This is a genomic window from Halocatena salina (genome assembly GCF_023115355.1).
Classification (GTDB): Archaea; Halobacteriota; Halobacteria; order Halobacteriales; family Haloarculaceae; genus Halocatena; species Halocatena salina.
In genome coordinates this window covers 154,272-172,315 of sequence record NZ_CP096023.1, presented here as the reverse complement: position 1 = coordinate 172,315, position 18,044 = coordinate 154,272, and the positions used below count along the sequence as shown (strand labels likewise).

The following is an 18,044-nucleotide window of genomic DNA, read 5'->3' as shown; positions in this document are numbered from 1 at the left end:
CTCGCAGAGATCTTGTAGACTCGTGAATCTTCGTTCCATTAAGTATCAAGGTCCAGAGTTCTCGAATCCGGGATACCAGGGCCGTTCGCTATGCCTCGGTGGTTAAGAGCTTGTTTAAATATATTCGCGAAACCACCGTAGCGATGCTCACTCCTATCTCATCAGGGTGGTTTGAACAGATAAAACCCGATCACCGTTATAGCATATAGCTATAGCCAGCAGCTATACCCTTGAGCTATAGTCTATAACCTATATGACCTTATCCACCGTCGAAGGAGCCCAGCACCTGCGCTGTGAAGTCACCGTACTGACAATATTCAGAGTCAAGGGCGAAATACATCTCCTGAACGTCAGGGACATCAATCGGCTTCGAGACTAAAGGTACTGCCAAAGCTCTCTGGATGGCGAGTTCGTATCGTCCCACTTGTCCGTATCAGCGACCACGAAGATATCCTCTGCACGGATGAACTCTTGCCCATCGGCAGCCGTCCTGTGTATCGGAGGTACAACCGATCGGCGTCAGTCGTCAGGGTACACTGCCCACGATCGCTCGACAATCAGGGTCTCACAGTCCCAGTGAAGCGTCCTGATCGTGTGTGTGGGTCTGTTCTTCTGTTCGTTCGCGCTGGTTAGTTCGTTCCAGCAAGTCGTCGATGCCTTTTTCGGACTTGTTCTGCTCGTGAGCGTCAGGGGTGTCGATCGCATAGAGAAAGTCTTGGTGTGCGCCAGAGGTGTCACGAAGGTGTCGACACAGCTCTTGGGGCGTGTGAGCGTCATCGACGGCGGTGTCGGCGGCGGTTTCGGCTCTCAGAAGCGAGCGCGACCAGTTGTCAACGAAGTCGCCCTCGGCGCGGAGTTTGGCGGCGGGGTCGTTTCTGACCGCTTTCGGCACGTCCTCGATGTTTCGGGGGAGAGCATCCATCTCGTCCGACGAGGGTCCGTCGGTCAATGGGTGCTCGATTCCACCGAATCGAGTGGGGAGGTTTGCCCGTAGCCGCGTATGCAGCGGGAGTCGTTCATAAGCCTGTTCTCGTTCGACGGCCTCGAAGTATGCTTCCTTGTTCCGTGTCACGTCCGCCTTGGTGGTGACGTAGGCCTCGCGGTCGGCCTGCACCGCCTCGCGGAGCTGGTCGTGAGCATCGGGCGTTGGGTCGAGCGTTTGTCGGAGGTCTTCGACAGATGCAGCGTTCTCAATCCCCTCGTCGATGAACTGCTCTTGGGTGTCTGCGATCATCGGCGCGGCGTCAATCGCCCACGCGGGCGTTTCTTCGGGAAAGTTGTCCGGAGGAAGTACCCCCACTGTTTTCGGATCGATCTCATGCTCCCGGCAGTAGTACTTCAGGGCGGCTAGATCTGCCGCGTCGGTCGTCTCGAGATCAGTCGTTGGTTCTGGACGGGCACCGTCCGAATCCAGGTCGGTGCGTGTCGTGCCGTGGCCTGCAGTCCAGTAGACATCGACATCCCGCTCGTGAAGGCGCTTGAGTGTCGCATCGTGGGGATGGGCGTCGTGCTGGTTCTCGCTCGTGTACGTATTATCCAGCCCGCTCGAAATGATTGCTGCCTCTGGATCGACTCGATCGAGGAATTCCTCGCTGGTCGCATGGGTTGACCCGTGATGACCAGCCAATAGTATATCCGTATGGAGGGTCACATCGTTCTCTGGATTGTCGTGTTGTTGCATCAGCCAACTTTCAGCGTGATGGTGGGAGTCATCTTGGATATCACCCATAAACAGTGCCGACCGTTCGCTTTCAAGTTTGTAGACAGCGCCGTTCTCGTTCGGTTGTTTTGCCCTGAAATTGACATTAGCTCCCGTTTCAGGACGGGTTACGTCAACGGACCCATCAGCGTCCGGAGGGGCTAACACAGTGAGATCTGCGGTCGAGTTGATGGGAACTATATCGCCACGGGAGACTTCTGTATATTTCTCAACACCAAGGCGATCCAAATGATTTTTGAAGTCCTTTATATTACCTTCATTAACTCCGTTATCCGATTCATCAGCCCCATCGTCCAAGATTTCAACCCGATTAAGATCAGGGTAGATAGCGTGTGATACTTCATAATCATGGAAACTCAAGTTTTCAAGCCCTTTAATATGATCTTGATGGAAATGAGTGGCAGCGAATACAAGTGGGATATTACCATTATCTGTCCGCTCAACAGTTCGATCGGCAAGCACTGTTTCGAGTTCGTCTACGACTTCTTCTTCATCAGCATCATTGAGGACGATCTGGCCCTCCTCTGTGATTATGACAGTTGCATCGGCTTGACCCACATCGAGGTTATACAGCTCTAATTCCCCATTATCTAACCCCTCACCACTGGCGCTCATTCGCTTTCATCTGTCATCCCTTTTAATTCTTCAATCGCAGATTGAGCCTTCTCATGTTCTCGTTGAGTAAGTTCTTTGTCGTAGTGTAACGCGACAATCTTGCCGTCGTCATCTAATTCTGGTCTAAATTCACAGCCATACTGATCTCGATCCACTCCCTCTGGTAGATCATCAAGTGGATAGCGGAATAATTCCGAAGGCCCTTCTTCTTTGTACAAGACAAATGTCGCTACCCCATCCTCAATTTCACGAAATGACACATGACGTTCTGTCATTATCTGTGACCAATATCAGCATCGAACTTAATCGTACCGGGGAACAGTGACCAAGGACGACCCATATTCTGGGCACGGTTCGTAAGCTTGCTGTGCTGGCTTTCAATACCGCATTATTGGTGTGATCCTCTGGCGGACGGATCGTTCGGCGGTCCATCTTCCATCCATCTCGGAGCGTATCCTCAAAGTGGTCAAAGTATTCACGGACAGCAGCCCCTTCGATTCCACGGAGTTCATCCATTGTTTCGCACGTCTGTATTCTGCCCGGAGTGTCTAACAGATCCTTTCCAACTACACTACGTATCTGCTTTCGGCGTAAGTACTCAATGGCATTCAGGATCTTGCCTACGACGAACTGTGCCGAGATGGTGCTCTTCGGCCTCGGCCTTGAAACCCCCGAGCGCACCACTCTTGCTAATGAACTGACTGCGTCTTTGGAGCATCACTAAGGAGTATCGTGAGTATGCAAGCCATCGTATCCGACAGCCGGTGCAGGTCTTCACAGACACAATCTCGTCCGTCGATGAAACAGCAATTATAGCAGGCGGAAACCCGACATCAACTCCTTTAAGAAAGAGATTCAATCACTCATGCGCGCGTATAATGAAAGCCATTAGCACGCTACATGGGCACGGTGGCTTCGATCGTCTCGATGACCTGCCGTGGTGCTTCGGCGTTCCCGATGAACTTGAGGACGGTCTCCGTCCAGCCCGAGATATTGTAGACGTTCTCGTAGCCCTCCGGTGTCACGAAGCCACCGTAGGCCGCCAGATCGATCACGTATAGTGACACCTCAGGTGCAATCGCCTCGCGGTAGGCTTCGAACTCCTCTCGTACCGTCCGATCATCGCTGACGAGTCCGCCCGTCGCGTCCCAGAGCTGCATGTCCGTGAACAGGATCACCCGGTCAAGGGCGATCGCTTCTTCGCGGAGGTATTCGAGGACCTTCCAGCCATTGGTGGCATTGCCGACCTCGGGATCGATCCCCAACAGCGCGTTCTGGCGCGCCAGGATAGGAAGGGGGCGACGATCCCGCGTTCCAGTGGGCAATCGAATGGGCGCGCCACCTCGCAAGCGACACGCCCAGCGATGTCGACCAGTTCGACGCATTCCTCGAATACCTCGTCGCAGTGGGGTTCGCGGACGAAAAAGCAGCTCTCCGGTGACCGCCGACGAGAGTTGTTTTTGCGCCCCGAGGGATGCGGTGCGTCCTAAACTGACGTACTCGCGGTGAACACAATGGCTACGACCAGCACCCCGTCGGCTTCGTTCGATGAAACCGACACTCGACACGACGAGATTCACAGTACGATTGAACAGTGGATCGACGAGTTCGTCGCAGACGTCAACGACGCCCAGGCCAGCGACGAGTTCCAGAAGTGACTCGATGTCCAGAGTCGCTTCCAGGACTACTCCCATCGTAACACGCTCCTGATCAAACTCCAGCGTCCCGAGGCGACGAAGGTCGCGGGCTACAACACCTGGCGAAATGAATTCGACCGGCACGTCCAGGAGGGAGAGCAGGCGATCTGGGCCCCGATCATCACGAAGCAGTGCCCGGAATGCGAAAATTCGCCCAGCTACCACAAGGATAGTGAGTGTGAGTATGATGAGACACCACCTGAGGAGTGGTCGAAAGGACTCGTCGGATTCAAACCGACCGTTGTCTTCGACATCTCCCAGACCGAGGGCGAACCGCTTCCCGAGTTAGAGACGGAGGCGACCGGCGACGCTGAGGACCTCGTACCCGCACTCACAGACGTAGCGGATGCGCTCGGCGTAACGGTGCGCATCGTCGACGCTGCCGACTGGGAGCATGGCGACACGAAAGGCGTCTGCAAACAGCGGAGCCTTCACGATCTCACGCCAGTCGTCGATGCGAAAGCCCGCCCGAACCAGGCCGATCTCGCGGTCACGCTGCTCCACGAGTATGCCCACGCGCTACTCCATTTCGACGTCGATGACGAGACTGAACGGTCGAAACACGAGGTCGAAGCAGAGGCCGTCGCGTACATCGTCGGTCGGTATTTCGAGTTGGATACGAGCGGGTCGGCGTTCTATCTTGCAGCGTGGCAAGACGATGAACACGAGGTGATCCAAAATCGACTCGGACAGATCAGTTCGACCGCTCAGGAGATAATCGGGACGGTCGCCGAGGGCTGAACACCCCTTCCCCAGGCTGTTAACCAACGTCTGGGGTACTATGCCACTCTGTTGGTTAATTCGTTCAGCGTTCGACCCCGTGTGTTTCGATCGGTCCCGAGACTTAGCCCACACCGATAGTCGATATTAGGATTCAGAACCGATTCGGCGCTGCTGGTCACGAAGGAATTCGACGACAGCTTCGATATCCTGGTCGGGAACCGTTTGCTGTTCGAAGACTCCTTTGAACGCATCCGCGAAACCCTCCGACGTGAGTTGGTCGAGGACAGTCCCGATGCGACCAGCGAGCTTCTTGGACTCCCCGCGATGCAGATGGGTCGCGATCCGGTCGAAATCCGCGCCAGCAGCAAGCACCACCAGATCCCGGGAGTCTGCCTTGCGGCCACTATGGAGTTTCACCGCAAACAGCAGTTCCCGTTCCGGAATCCTGGATGTTATCGGTCGACCGGTTCGCAGTTCTTCCGTGACGGAGTGCTGGGCCAGATAGCGATACGACCACTCAGCCGCCGTCTGGCGGCAACCAAGCGCGTCGACCATCGCGTCGAACCGAACCGGATTCCCGATGTCCTTGTCATACCGGATAGTACGGCCCTCGTAGAGCTCGTTTCGCTCGACATCGGCCGTTTTCTCGTAGCCGCGGTCGGTGAGAAGGTCAGTGTAGTCGTCGACCGACTGCGCCGGAATGACGACGTCGACGTCCGTAGTGAAGCGCTGATTGAACGCCGCGATCGCCCACCCACCGACGAGCACGTAGGGCAGGTCAGCGTCAATGACTGCCTCCAGGGTGTCCAGCAATTCGTTTTCGCGTTCACCGAGACTCATGCATTGAGACGCGGATCCTCGTGGGACGCGTCGATATCGCGATCGTACTCGTCGGCAATCATCTCCAACGCTGGCTCGTAGTTCACCCGGTACTCCAACATGTGCTCGATTGCTTCGTCCAACGGAATGACGGGATTGCCGTCGACCCACTCGCGAGTGATGCCCCCACTCGTTGGGAACAACACGTACGAGACGGTCGCGTCGTAGTCAGTCGCATCCGGCCGCTCTTCGATCCGGCTCGGAATCCCGAACTCATCAAAGAACGCTGTCCATTGTTCGACGTCCTGGTCGGCGACCTGGATGAAGATCGGATAGTCGTCGTGGCCGCGGGCGATCTGATAGCCGCCGTGGGTCCAGACGTAGCTGCCGTCGATTTTCGTGTACGCGAACGGCATCCCGGAGAAGTGGGGAATTACGTAGCCGTCGTCGATCAAGGGTGGGATAGAGCGGGAAATGGCAGCGACGAGATCGTAGTAGCGATCCCTGACAGCGTAATTCTCGATGTAGACGCCGTCATCGCGGCGGATAAAGCCTGCGTCCTCCAACCGCTCGATCCAGTCGTACACCCATGAGTAGGAGCCGTCGATCTTCTGGGCGATCCGCCGGATCGAGTCGCCCGGCCGGACCGCGACCATGATCTTCGCCGCGGTCTCGTCGACGTACTCCATCATCATTAGTTATCGGTATCGCAGCTAACTGTATTAGTCTTATGCCTCGTATTCCCTACAGAGTTATCTCTATACAGATAGACTCCCCTTGGATCCGGCAATCCGATCCGGCTCAGCATCCGAGCAGAGATGGAGCAACCAACAGAGAATACGACTGACCGCCATTCGTTGGGTACGTTTATCTGCGCCTGCTGAGGGGCGGAGGCGCACTCTCGTCTCCACCGACCCATGACCGACCAATATCTCACGACCGTTCTCGAAGAGGCAGAGCGAGTCGGTGAATACCACGACCAGGTCGCCCGCTCATCAAAGAACCCGTACCACGAGTACCTCCGGTACGCCGTCCTCCGCCTGCTCGAAGGCGAGGCTGACGAAATATCTATGGACGTGCCGCAGATCGATGGCGTGACTGTCGGATATGGGGAGGACGAGGCGATGTGCGAAAGCTGGGGCGACGACGTCGAGTGGTGGGAGACTGTTCTGCCGCAGGAGGAGTGTACACGCTTCCGAGTGTTCTATCCCGACAAGTACGAGATCGTTCCTCAGGTCAGTGCCGACGTGATGGCTGCACTCGGGGCATGGCGCGTCTGGACTGGGAACGCTGCCTCCTGTGGCTCATACGACCATCGCGAGCGTCGGGAAGTCCACTATCTGTGGCCGGAGGGGCATCCGGTCGAAGCCCTGCTTGAGAATCGGCTCCAGAATCCTACAGCCGCGGTTGCCCCAGACGGTGGTCGAACCGGCGACGTGCGCGACCGGATGGTTGTCACGGAGCACTCGGCCCAGCGTGACGGCCTCGAGCCACGAACCAGACGTGCCGTCGACGAAGCGATGGCGATCTCGTTGCTCGAAAAGGGTGGCCGCTACGAGGTCCGATCGGGGTCCGGGAACTGGTATGAAGTCGACGTGATCAGCGAGTCATGTACCTGTCCAGACTGGCGAAAACACACGCCTGAAGGTGGGTGTAAACATCTCCGTCGGGTAGATTACGAGATCAAATAGGACATGTCCCACGACCTGATGGTCAACTTCCTTCGAAGCCGTAACGCGACGCAACTCGTCGCGCCCAGCGTCCGGTAGTCGGAATCCAGCGACTTCACCTCCGAATACCCGAAGTCTATCAGGACAGCCCAGAGCTGGCCGTACGCGTCACCATCAGAGACGACGAGGTCGATATCCTTCGTCGCGCCCTTGAGATCGCGCAACGACAGAGAGGGACACGGGTCCCTCAAGCAGCCGGACGCAGTCCGACGACATCACCGAGCGAAGCTCGGTTAGCAGCCAGAAGCCTCCGGCTTCTGGCGACATCGCGCCGCCACCGATCAGGTAGACGGTGAGCGGGTCAGTTAGCCTGTCCACGATCTGCTAGAATTCGTTCTCGATGTATTCGCGTCCGAATGTTGGTCTCATGGAGTGGGTGGCACCTCGTAGTCAGCCGCCAGCTCCTGGAATTCGTCCCACTCGGGGAAACGATCGTCCTCGACATCGCCATACGTCTCGAGGTATCGAAGCAAGGCATCGATTACGTCTCCCAGTCCGTATTTCGCCGCTTGGTCTCGGAGTTCACCCTCGTCGACGTCAACGTGGCTGAGCAGTAAGAGACAGTAGGAGCGGTGACGTGTGTCGTCGTCGATCAACAGCGTGTGACAGCAGAGTTCCGCTGGCAAGACTGCCTCCAGGTCCTCGGAGTAGCGGTAGTAGCGGTGGCGGGTCAACAAGAATTGGAGATCGAGGACCGCGAACCGCGCAAGCCCTGTCTCGTAGAAGTGCTCGGCGTCTATCCCCGTTTCCGTTTGCGCGAGAAACTCGTCGTAGTCGTCCCAGAGAATCGTTCCATTCGACGCGACTGATTCGAGACACTGCCGGTGGAGATGGTAGGCGAGTTCACGGGAGAATTCGTGCAACCGCTTGAAGTCCCCGTTGAAGTGGTAGCGACCGTCGTCTGTACCGACGAGACCACGGTCTCGCAATCGTTTGAAAACCCTGTTGACGCTGTTGCAGTAGTTATCGCTCTGCTCGGCGATCTCGGCGACAGTTCGTGGTTGGTCGAGGTAATAGAGGACCTCGATCGCCTTACCCGTCAACAGTTCGGAAACTCGATGTGGGAGTGCTGGCGGACGAGATCCTGATAAAGTTCGACCGCCTGAGCATCTGAGGGGATAACCCGTTTTCGACGGCCGTCACGTTGCGTGTAGACCAAGCCTTTCTCGGTCAGCTCAGCGACGGCACGTGAGAGATAACTCTCGCTGTGGTCAAGCTTCATCGCGAGTTCGGAGATCGTGTCGCCGCGTTCGACAGCGGCGAGGACCTCCAGTTCGATGCCTCGCAGCACACTGTAACACAGTAGGAAACCTGTATATGAAGAAGTTTCGAGAAATGTTACAGCCAGTGGGGAGCTGCCGGAGCGCTCGGTACCATCTTAACCAACGAAACTATGCTCTTGGCGTTCTGTGTTGGTTAATACGGGTTGAGTCAGTATGTCTTACGAGCCACCGACGCCCCCAGCTGAACTCCCCACCGACGTCGTCGACACGCTCGACGACTACTCGCCTGAACGCCTGCGTCACGTCGCCAGCTACACCGAAGACCTCGCTGAATACCGTGAGCGTGCCGCTCGTCTTACCGAGGGGGAAGAGGAAGATAAGGTCGAAGAGCGGTCAAAGGATCTCCCGGATGGTGTCCCCTCGAAAGCGACGATCACGATCAAGGAGATCAACGACAATCGGTACTACTACTGGCAGTGGCGTGAGGGAGATCGCATTAAGTCAAAATACAAGGACCCGGTCAATCCCGACGAGTGAGATCGTTCACATCGGTCGCGAATTATCGATGATGGGCCGATTTTACTCAACCTTCTAATGTTTCGTCAGACACTCCACTATTGCCAGTAAAAACGGTATACAGTGGTCCGTAATATGTTACTGGCAACAGTGGTATTTGAGAATCCAATCATATATCAGCCATTTAGAGAATACTGGCAACACCGGAGGGGGTACTGGTGAAACTGGCACTGTCGGTTGGGGGTTACTGGCAAAAGTGGAGAGGGTATTGGCAGTACTGGTGTTGGCGGTTCCGAAGTCACTCCAAAACCCGATGCCGCTTGGCAGTTTCACGAATATCGTCGAGGGCTCCGAGTTCGTTCTCGAGAGCATCGAGGGCCGACGACAGAGAGACATCAAGCTCGTATTCGTTGTAATTTCCGCGTCCACTCGACGAATCGACCAGCCGTAAGATCCCGTGGAGGCTCAAATTAGACAGGTGGTCGTGTACCCGTCTGCGTTTCAGTGGTTTACTGCCGTGATTATGTAGAACCTCTTGATACCGCTCATAGATCAGTTTCGTTCGTTCAGGTGTTTCTCCCGCTGCCGCTAGCTGACAGACAGTCAGCAACACATACTGTCCCTGCCGGGTCAACGAATGCATCCCTTCGACGACCTGTTGTCGCTGGATCTGATGTTTGGCCTCCCGAACGTGCTCCTCGGTGATTTTCGCCTCTCCACCGGCCATCGCATCGTTCTCGGCGATATCAGCTGCTTTACGGAGTAATCGTAACGCCTGCCGGGCAGATCCCGAGTCCTGTGCAGAGAACGCTGCGCACAACGGAATTACATCCGGCTCGAGGACATCGTCATAGAGCGCGATATCGGCTCGTTGCTTGAGAATATTCTGCAATTCAGTCGCGTTGTACGGAGGGAACAAGATCTCCTCTTCGCAGAGAGTATCCTTGACTTTCGGAGAGAGGTTTTCTCGGAACTTGAAGTCGTTCGAGATGCCGACTACACCGATTTTCACATCGAGATCCAGTTGCGAGCGTGCTCGTGGAAGCTCGTACAGAATATCGTCATCCGAGCCGATGTTATCGATCTCGTCCAGAATCACGAGAATAGTCCCACCGATCGACTCAAGGTCGTTGTAGAGTTCGTTGAAGATGCGTTTTTGTTGATACCCGGTTTCGCTCATAGGTTCATGCGATGACGAGACTGTGGTAAGAGGGTGAGAAGGAGAGCGAATCTCGTTCACGAGATTGACCGCTACCTGATAGGACGTGGTGCAGCCAGTACAGTTGAGTTCAATAACGTTGAGATCGACATCGTCGTACTCTTCGGCGGATTCCTGCAACTCCTCGAGAAGACCGTGCGTAGCAGCTGTCTTCCCGACGCCGGTAACGCCATAGAGAAAGACGTTGTTCGGTTGCCATCCCTGAATGACGGGACGGAGAGCGGCCGCATATTCGTCGAGTTCCTCGTCCCGCTCCTCGAGTGTCTCTGGCTGGTAATCATCCCGAAGGACGTCTTTGTCCTGGATGATGAACGATTCTCGGTTGAATCGGCCCATAGGCGGACTCAAGACGAAGAGCCATCATAAAACCATGGGTTCCAGTATCGCCACTAATCCACCACTTGAACCAGTTATGCCAGTATCGCATTCACTTATAAAACACACACACCACTATTGCCAGTAAACCTTCGCAACAACTGGAGGGGGTCGTTGACCCCCTCTAGTTACCGATACTCTTAATACAATGTACGTAAAACTATACCCGCACTAGCGAAAACGCAACTAGCTGTAGTAAGTTTGGATAACAGTAACTAGACTAGAGACGTGACAGCTTCTGCCTTCCCGTCCATTCTCTCCTCATTACTGGCAATAGTGGAGTGAGGGAGGTACTTAAATGATGGTATTATTGGCAATACTGGCAACACCGGTTGCCTTCTCCCTGCTACCATCGTTACCTCTCCGATATTCCAGTCGAAATCCACCATCTTCGACAGCGATCAATCGAAGATTCTGGGAGTCGTCGCTAGACAGCGTAGAAAACTGGATACGGCCACGGAGTACCACGAAGAGGCACTGGCACTTTCCCAAGAGATCGGTGACCGTCATGAGGAAGCGAAGAGTATCAATAATATAGGAATCATTGCCGGAAAGCGTGGGGAATTAGATGTGGTCACGGAGCATCATGATGAGGCACTAACGCTCTGTCGGGATGTCGGCGACCGGCATGGGGAAGCAAATAGTCTCCACAACCTCGGACTTGTTGCTGAAAAGCATGGCAAATTGGATATAGCTATAGAGTACGTTGAAGAATCGGTTACCATCTTATGCAAAAACACGATTATTGTAAATGCGTTCAGGGCACTTAACGATATCTGTGGGCAGCGTGGTTCTGAGTCTAAGGCAATCGAGTGGTGTGAGGAGGCGATTGACTTCGCTGAGCAGATTGGCCACGTGACTAAACAGCAGGAATTTCAGGAGCAACGGTTGGAGTTGCGACGGCTGCTTGCAGAGGAGTGCGAGCGCTTTTGAATCCGCTCACACAGTGCCCAGCGACCGGCTGGCTACCGATCAGTCTGTGGGGAGCCGCAGGCTGTCACTCATCGCGGAGCCGTCAGTAGGGACTGTCTCAGCTGTGGCTGTGGTCTGTGCCACTCCCTGCTGTCCGATCGTGATCCCAATCAGCGTCTGGTGGGCCCGCCGGAGGCGTTCTGAGAGCGCTTGGTGGGAGATGTCCAAGGTCTCAGCCACTGTATCAAGGCCAGCATCGCGGGGCACCTTGAAGTATCCCATGCTGTGAGCTTGGGTCAGGGCTGTGTGTTGGGCGTCGGTCAGGCCGTGATATGTAGATTGCTCACTGTCAACGGTCCGAATCGAGTCGACGCTGAGACCGAGGTTGTGGGTCTGACAGATCGTGTGGATCTCCGAGCAGGCCGCCCGGCTGGGATAGAGCAGCCGCAGCGCCCACTCATTGCCACTCCCGGCCGCCGAGAGTATCGTTGCCCCCTCGCCGGTCAGCATCCGGCGGACCAGCGACGTCCTCGCCGCCCATTCAATCCGATAGAGCCAGCCGGGCTCCCCGCCAGTCAGCCGCGTCCACTCGGCGACGGTCGCATCGCTCGTGAACGCGGTCTCCAACGCCTGGCGGTCAGGGGCGCGAGCGCGGATGAGCGGCATGCTCTCAGTGGAACTGCTGGCAGCGACGGGCTCACAGGCGATCTGCGCGTCGGGGGCTGTCTGGAACGTCTCGGCGAGCCCGAACTCCTCGGCGGGCATGGTTAGTTTACAAATTGTTGTCATTAGTGATCTCCTGGGCTCTCAATTGCTCGCCGTTGTCCGACAGCGTCACCAGATCCCGGTCTTGGCTATAGGTGACAAGCCCCCTTTCCGCTAGTTTCGGAATGTGCGTGTGGTAGAGCGATAGGTAGACACGCTCGACTTCCTCTGCTGAAATGTCCGTAATATCGGTGTCGTGCTCGTAGACCGCGACTTCATCTGCCACATCAGCTAATGCTAGCGGGAGATCGTGCGTTTGTAGGCAGTGGAGGATGTACCGACGACGCTGGCTAGCAAGGATATCCAAGACGTCATCTAACAACACCTCTCCGTCAGTGACGTTTGCGTGGGCGTCATCAGTGAAACGGCTTGTGGGATGTTGCACAGGGATATATTACGTAGGCTTTAGCAATAGCCTAGGGCCGCGAAAATAACAGTCTTTATATATTCCCCATCGCCATCGCGTCATATTCGGGTGGGCTATTCGTCGTCGTCGTTACTCTCGCCAGCGTCAATCACTATCGTGGCTTGAATGAGAGAGTCAGAGGCACGCCGTATCCGCTGGGACGCGGCGTTTGAGGAGATGCCGAGGACATCCGACAGTTCTTCTATCGTGAGAGCGCGTGGAACGTTGAAATAGCCCTCGCGGAGGGCTGTCGCTAACGTGTCGCGCTGTATCGCGGTCAATCCATACTCACGCTGTCGTGGGGCGGTCGGGGTAGAGAGTTTATTGACCGTGAATGTACGGCCTTGTTTATCGAAGTGCGCTTGGAACGATGAGACCTGGGTGTCCTCGGCAAAGCGGAGGTGGAGCCGCCATGTTTCACCTTGCGCCTTCGCTTGTAAAATATTCGCATGTTGGTCTATAATTTCATTAATTAGATTTACAATCTCTTTATCCCATTCGATCTGATACAAGATGCTCTCACCGGCTTCCTCGATAACAGTTGCGTTGCAACCGTTGGGTCGTCCCGCATCGCGTCGTGGAAGGTCTCGAACTCACCACCGGAGGCCCAGAGAAACGGGAGGACCCACTCGCTACTGTGAGTCGCCTGCCGTTCGGCCTCGACGGTCATATCTGGTTCGGCCGTCAGTGCCTGAGCCAGGGCGAAGGATTGGGCTGGGACGGTGAAATCTGCAACGACACTCATGCTACTGCATCGATGGCCACGCCAATAAGCCCCGTGCTGGCCGTCGTTACGGCACCCGCGGTACCAATTCCCGAGCGAAGTTGAGACCTTCTTCGAACACCTTCAGAACGACGAGATTGACAAGTGCTGACCGAGAACGAAATCGAAGACGACTACCAGACCGTTCTCGAAACCATTTTCGGGTACGTGTATTTCGACACCGTCGAACACCCCGAAGAAGGAGAACTCATCCACGAAGAACTTCAGCGTAAAATCGATGAGTCAACGGCAGTCCTCGATAGAGAACTCAGATTCGTCGGCGAGTTCTACACCATGTTTCACGACGTCTACAACGCCGTGAAGCACCGAAACAGAGCAATCCACAAACCCAAAACGAACTCCAATTCTTCCCGGGCAAGAGCGACGACTCCTAGACTATCACGCATACGTACCTGTAGAATGGGCAGGGCACCGTCGTTTTCCCCTTTATCACTCAACCGATCCGCTTCTCGAACTCTGCTTGGCCGCATCGAGGGGTCCCCGATCGATGTGGGTTTGTCCTCGTGTAATGAACCACAGGAGGCGTGTGGTTATCGTGCATGGAGCTGGGAGACTAACACGCCATGTCTCAGGTGTGCTATATAATCGGCCGAGCGTCGACCGGACTCTCCCGATACTAGCGATCTGGCGAACAAATCGATTGGCCATCTTCTCGAAAGACTTAGTTATCGTTACAAACGCTCCAGAAGAGGGGTATGCCCCCGTCGGACTCGCTCTCGAAACAATTCCGCAGTCGTGGCTATCCGCTGCTGTGTTTCTGTTTGAAAAACCATGGTTGGTCAGGTGTTGTTCCTGCCTGAGTCACAGTGCTAGTCGCAACTGATCTCGGTCGAAAGGCACGTCGAGTGTGTATCAAGGACGACCTCGGTGTCGAGGTCATCCAGGTAATCACTATTGTGCCGCTTCTCAACGGTGCTGACGACGTCTGGTATGCTTTCCTGCATGTGTATTCACGGGCAAGATAGAATCAAATAAGTACTTTGTACAAATCTTCTCGTTTTATAAAGTGAGATAATATTATTACCGACAGAGTAGACATAATGAATCTGATACAAGTCAGAGAGAGAACGACGGTTACTACTCCCAACGAGACAGAGGTTCTGAACTGCCTCATACTTCATCCGTGTCTGAATACTGTCGTACTGATAGTAATAAGAAATATATGAGTGGCTTTTGTAGCATGCATATAATGTTTGACGACGGCTTCTATCGTTGGGACCGAGACCCTGCGGATGGGGAATACGAACTCCAATTCGATCGCTTTGAGTCCACTGATGACTATCACGATCATGCTATCTTTATCATTGTTGATACAGAGACTGATGAGGATATTGGAGATATCATGCTCCCAACCACTGATGTACCTGATCTTGACTCTAATGATCAGGCTACGACGATGATCTATCACGGAAGAGTCGAAGATGGTGAAGTTGTTGATATGAAACACGACCAAGAACTTTCGAAGAAAAGACATAAACAAGCTCAAGAGGAATTTGACCAACTTTTCAGTGACACTGACGACGAGACGGACAGCTAATGTGATGAGTGAGCGAGAGCAATGACAGATCAAGATACCAGCTATGATGGCCAATTTCGTGTGGATGTGATTGATGTCGGACAGGGAGACAGTATCCTGATCGAAGGTCCAGACGGAACCACGATGCTCATTGATTCAGGCCCTCGGCAAGATCATGGTGAAACTGTCCTTGAGCATCTTGATGAACGTGGTATTGATCACCTTGATCATTTCGTTGCGACTCACTATGACGCAGATCATATCGGTGGTCACGCCGATATTATCAACGAGTTGGGTTCAGACGGGATCGACATGGTTCATGGACCTCCCCCAGTAGGAGGCACTCCTCCGGACACGAAGACAATGGGTCGGTTTCGGGATTCTCTAATGGAACGTAATATTAAATCAACTAAAATTGGAGAAGGAGATGAATTCAATATTGGAGATTCTAGTATCAACGTTCTTAATCCCTCTCGGAGCATCGAAAATACGGATCGCAATGAGAATAGTGTCGTCTTACAAGCAACTTACGAGGACCAAAGTATCTTGCTTACAGGCGATATTGAAGGAGAGGCTGAAACACAACTGTTCGAGCAGTATTCTGACCAACTCGGTACAGTTACTGCGGTCAAAGCTGCTCATCATGGTGCATATAATGGAACAAAAGCGACCACTCTTGACGGAACCAATCCGACCAGTATCGTTCTATCCAGTAGTTTAACCAACGGATACCGCCGTGAGAACGAATACAATGCCCACCCCCACGACGAGACGCTCAAGCGCGTCCACGACCACGAAGGCGACATCAATACCTACTGGACCCCGTACCACGGAACGACGAGCCTCATCATCGAAGACGGTGAGCTGCAGATCGAACCTTCTCGTAGCCAACAAGCGCTTTCAGAAGTCGACGTGGCCGCCCTGAAATACTACGGTCGAGACAACGATCTCGACCAGGAAGGCCTCGCCGAGATCGAGGAGATCACCTCCGAGGACCTGCCCGAAGAGACGCCCAACTGGGTGGATGAGGTCTCGCTCGCCACGAAACAACCCGCGATCGATCCGGAGAAACTCGAGGAACTCGCAGAGCTGGAAGCTGAGCGAAGCGATCTCAAACAGGAAAAATACCGACTTGAAGGAGACCGCGAGCAACGCCTCGAACGGAAAGCCGCCCTCGAACAAAAATCCGAGAACAGCCAGGGATTGACGGACCGGCTCACCGCGGCTGTCGGCTCACTCTGGGGCGCTGAAACCGATGGCGATGGGACGACCCAGGAGGACACGACATCTGACCACCGATCGGCCGAATCAGCATCCACCGAGCAAGAGGGCCACGATCGTCCATCCACAGACCCAGACACACCAACCAGTGAGACCGATGGCGACTCAGAGGATGGCGACAACGCTGATCAGGAGGAAAATATAGACGCCACGATCGCCGCCTACGAACGGCGAAACGCCGAACTGAGAGCGGACGTCACCGAGCTCACGGAGCAGGTTGAGGGTCTGACCGCCGAGATCGACACACTCGAACAGGAGCTCGATTTCCCAGGGCTGCTCGACCGCGTCACCGCGGCCATCGGCTCCGAGGCTGGCGACAGCCAGCAGACCGAGATCCGGCGGGAACGGTTGTCCGATACGGTCTCATCGCCCGAAATCACAGACACAGAGGCGGCGGAGGACACTGCAGCGACGGAACAAGAGCACGCTGAATCCACCTGGGATACACTGACCCAGGCCCAACAGACAGACCACACGTCCGACCAGACGCGTTCCGACTCGACACACCGGGACCAAGATCCCAGTACGGATCCCTCCGATGACAGAGGATTCTCGCTCTAACAGCCGTGCGACGGCAGTCGACACGAATTGCTCACTCCGTTGGCAGCGGAACGCTCTCCCGAGGTGTTCCCCCACGCACACGTTCACAACGCTCTATGACCGATACTGGGGACGTTCGCCGCTCGACTGAGCTTCAGGCACTCGTAGGAAACTGTATATTGAAATCAGCCACAGGAAAGACTGTTCTCTGGTCTAGAGCGGACAGGAAATTTCAGTCGCCAGTTGCTCGGCGTTCTTCTCAGCGCGGGTATCGATGTTTGTCACTCCTTCTGGCAACTTCTCTCCGAGGTGTTCTGCCAGGGACGTCAGGACATCCTCATAGGCGTCGATGTAGAGTTCCATTATCGACAGCATGGTTTCGCATCGTTCACTATCCAGCGAGAGCATCCCTGTGAAGATCTCTGATGGCTGTTCTTCAGGTTGGGAGATGTTTAGTAACTCATCGAGTGTAATTCCGATGTGGTTCTCGGCAAGGATACGCCAGGTGTAGTAACACTCGTAGAACTCAACGACGGTGAGCATCAGTTTGGTTTCGAAGAGGTGTACCGGAGAGAATTATCCTCTAGCTGCCGAAGATCATCACTCCGAAGAGATTCTAAGAGCTCATCCGGACAATCTGTGGCCTTGCTAGTCGCTGGTTCGACAGTTTCCTCTGTATTACCCTCCAGTTTCTCATCGACCCACTCCTCATCTTCTGCCTCAACACAGTAAATCGCTCCATATAATCTCGAATCTACCCGCCCAACGCGTCCAACTAAGTTTTGGAAATCCAGTTCAGATAGTTCGTCGTTTCCACGATATTGTAATGAGCTACCAAAAGTTCAATATTTAGGAATATATTTGAAAAATGTTAGTAGAAACTATATAAAACTAGATTAGAAAAAGATATAGATAAATATTATATCTTCTAAGTTGTTTTATAAATTATAATAAAATATATCTTATATCTATTATTAGGTGATGTGACATAAAGAATCTTTTTTGACATCTATACCAGAAGGTATATGTAATAACAGATATTAAATATCAACTACATGATTGAACTAACAGGTGATCTCACCGCTTTAGGCCTCTATCTGAATTTTATAGAACGCATGGGTGGGATTGGACTAATAATTACATTACTTGGTAGTTTCATAATATATCATTCTAATGTTGTCCAAATAGTGGGAAACAGGAATG

At 54.1% G+C, this 18,044-nt stretch carries 18 protein-coding genes and 4 pseudogenes; 8 read left to right on the top strand and 14 right to left on the bottom strand.

Annotated elements, in window-relative coordinates; genetic code table 11:
* Positions 1-565 precede the first annotated feature (565 nt).
* Complete coding sequence (locus tag MW046_RS19370) at positions 566-1,867, bottom strand: ComEC/Rec2 family competence protein (RefSeq protein ID WP_247995957.1); 1,302 nt, start codon at positions 1,865-1,867, stop codon at positions 566-568.
* 246 nt (positions 1,868-2,113) lie between these two features.
* Here MW046_RS19370 and MW046_RS19365 point away from each other — a divergent pair, with 246 nt between their 5' ends.
* Positions 2,114-2,299, top strand: a complete 186-nt coding sequence (locus MW046_RS19365) for a hypothetical protein (RefSeq protein WP_247995956.1) — start codon at positions 2,114-2,116, stop codon at positions 2,297-2,299.
* Between the two features lie 32 nt (positions 2,300-2,331).
* Here the strand turns inward: MW046_RS19365 and MW046_RS19360 are convergent, their stop codons facing one another.
* The 3 genes from MW046_RS19360 to MW046_RS19355 all read right to left on the bottom strand — a co-directional run bounded on the left by MW046_RS19360 (position 2,332) and on the right by MW046_RS19355 (position 3,720).
* Complete coding sequence (locus MW046_RS19360) at positions 2,332-2,610, bottom strand: hypothetical protein (protein WP_247995955.1); 279 nt, start codon at positions 2,608-2,610, stop codon at positions 2,332-2,334.
* A complete protein-coding gene (locus tag MW046_RS19695; RefSeq protein WP_368411456.1) occupies positions 2,582-3,016 on the bottom strand; it encodes a CRISPR-associated endonuclease Cas1 in 435 nt (144 codons plus the stop codon). Before MW046_RS19695 ends, MW046_RS19360 begins: the two co-directional genes overlap by 29 nt.
* 215 nt (positions 3,017-3,231) lie before the next feature.
* Positions 3,232-3,720 (bottom strand): hypothetical protein, encoded by a 489-nt coding sequence (locus tag MW046_RS19355; RefSeq protein ID WP_247995954.1) that lies wholly within the window; start codon positions 3,718-3,720, stop codon positions 3,232-3,234.
* Between the two features lie 129 nt (positions 3,721-3,849).
* On the opposite strand from MW046_RS19355, the pseudogene MW046_RS19350 reads away from it, so the two are divergent.
* Positions 3,850-4,773: pseudogene (locus MW046_RS19350) on the top strand (ArdC-like ssDNA-binding domain-containing protein).
* 126 nt (positions 4,774-4,899) lie between these two features.
* On the opposite strand, the gene MW046_RS19345 reads toward MW046_RS19350, so the two are convergent.
* Positions 4,900-5,595, bottom strand: coding sequence for a nucleotidyltransferase domain-containing protein (locus MW046_RS19345; RefSeq protein ID WP_247995953.1), 696 nt, complete (start codon positions 5,593-5,595; stop codon positions 4,900-4,902).
* On the bottom strand, positions 5,592-6,263 hold the full coding sequence (locus MW046_RS19340) for a helix-turn-helix domain-containing protein (protein ID WP_247995952.1): 672 nt from the start codon (positions 6,261-6,263) through the stop codon (positions 5,592-5,594). The genes MW046_RS19345 and MW046_RS19340 overlap by 4 nt, the downstream gene beginning before the upstream one ends.
* Positions 6,264-6,491: 228 nt before the next feature.
* Between MW046_RS19340 and MW046_RS19335 the strand changes: the two are divergent.
* Positions 6,492-7,309, top strand: a pseudogene (locus tag MW046_RS19335) (hypothetical protein).
* 3 nt (positions 7,310-7,312) lie between these two features.
* On the opposite strand, the pseudogene MW046_RS19330 reads toward MW046_RS19335, so the two are convergent.
* A pseudogene (locus tag MW046_RS19330) lies at positions 7,313-7,625 on the bottom strand (hypothetical protein); the annotation flags it as partial.
* Positions 7,626-7,669: 44 nt separating this feature from the next.
* Positions 7,670-8,595 (bottom strand): annotated as a pseudogene (locus tag MW046_RS19325) (MarR family transcriptional regulator).
* A gap of 145 nt (positions 8,596-8,740) precedes the next feature.
* Here MW046_RS19325 and MW046_RS19320 point away from each other — a divergent pair.
* Complete coding sequence (locus tag MW046_RS19320) at positions 8,741-9,064, top strand: DUF6788 family protein (protein ID WP_247995950.1); 324 nt, start codon at positions 8,741-8,743, stop codon at positions 9,062-9,064.
* Between the two features lie 277 nt (positions 9,065-9,341).
* Here the strand turns inward: MW046_RS19320 and MW046_RS19315 are convergent, their stop codons facing one another.
* The gene (locus MW046_RS19315) at positions 9,342-10,598 is read right to left on the bottom strand and encodes a Cdc6/Cdc18 family protein (protein ID WP_247995949.1); all 1,257 of its coding nucleotides are present in this window, start codon (positions 10,596-10,598) and stop codon (positions 9,342-9,344) included.
* 609 nt (positions 10,599-11,207) lie between these two features.
* On the opposite strand from MW046_RS19315, the gene MW046_RS19875 reads away from it, so the two are divergent.
* Complete coding sequence (locus MW046_RS19875; protein WP_247995948.1) at positions 11,208-11,570, top strand: tetratricopeptide repeat protein; 363 nt, start codon at positions 11,208-11,210, stop codon at positions 11,568-11,570.
* 39 nt (positions 11,571-11,609) lie between these two features.
* Here MW046_RS19875 and MW046_RS19305 read toward each other — a convergent pair whose 3' ends face one another.
* The 4 genes from MW046_RS19305 to MW046_RS19290 form a co-directional block, all read right to left on the bottom strand.
* Complete coding sequence (locus tag MW046_RS19305; protein ID WP_247995947.1) at positions 11,610-12,338, bottom strand: helix-turn-helix domain-containing protein; 729 nt, start codon at positions 12,336-12,338, stop codon at positions 11,610-11,612.
* Entirely contained in the window at positions 12,322-12,699 is a 378-nt protein-coding gene (locus tag MW046_RS19300) for a DUF7344 domain-containing protein (protein ID WP_247995946.1), read from the bottom strand. The genes MW046_RS19305 and MW046_RS19300 overlap by 17 nt, the downstream gene beginning before the upstream one ends.
* 95 nt (positions 12,700-12,794) lie before the next feature.
* Entirely contained in the window at positions 12,795-13,001 is a 207-nt protein-coding gene (locus tag MW046_RS19295) for a helix-turn-helix domain-containing protein (protein ID WP_247995945.1), read from the bottom strand.
* A 197-nt stretch (positions 13,002-13,198) separates the two neighbouring features.
* Positions 13,199-13,465, bottom strand: coding sequence for a bacterio-opsin activator domain-containing protein (locus MW046_RS19290; RefSeq protein ID WP_247995944.1), 267 nt, complete (start codon positions 13,463-13,465; stop codon positions 13,199-13,201).
* 123 nt (positions 13,466-13,588) lie between these two features.
* On the opposite strand from MW046_RS19290, the gene MW046_RS19285 reads away from it, so the two are divergent.
* From MW046_RS19285 to MW046_RS19275, 3 genes are all read left to right on the top strand, one after another.
* Positions 13,589-14,089, top strand: coding sequence for a hypothetical protein (locus MW046_RS19285; RefSeq protein ID WP_247995943.1), 501 nt, complete (start codon positions 13,589-13,591; stop codon positions 14,087-14,089).
* A 604-nt stretch (positions 14,090-14,693) separates the two neighbouring features.
* The gene (locus MW046_RS19280) at positions 14,694-15,041 is read left to right on the top strand and encodes a hypothetical protein (protein ID WP_247995942.1); all 348 of its coding nucleotides are present in this window, start codon (positions 14,694-14,696) and stop codon (positions 15,039-15,041) included.
* Positions 15,042-15,062: 21 nt separating this feature from the next.
* Positions 15,063-16,862 (top strand): MBL fold metallo-hydrolase, encoded by a 1,800-nt coding sequence (locus tag MW046_RS19275; RefSeq protein ID WP_282190259.1) that lies wholly within the window; start codon positions 15,063-15,065, stop codon positions 16,860-16,862.
* A 192-nt stretch (positions 16,863-17,054) separates the two neighbouring features.
* Here MW046_RS19275 and MW046_RS19270 read toward each other — a convergent pair whose 3' ends face one another.
* Positions 17,055-17,384: a hypothetical protein gene (locus MW046_RS19270; protein ID WP_247995941.1), complete on the bottom strand. Its 330-nt coding sequence runs from the start codon at positions 17,382-17,384 to the stop codon at positions 17,055-17,057.
* Between the last annotated feature and the right edge of the window lie 660 nt (positions 17,385-18,044).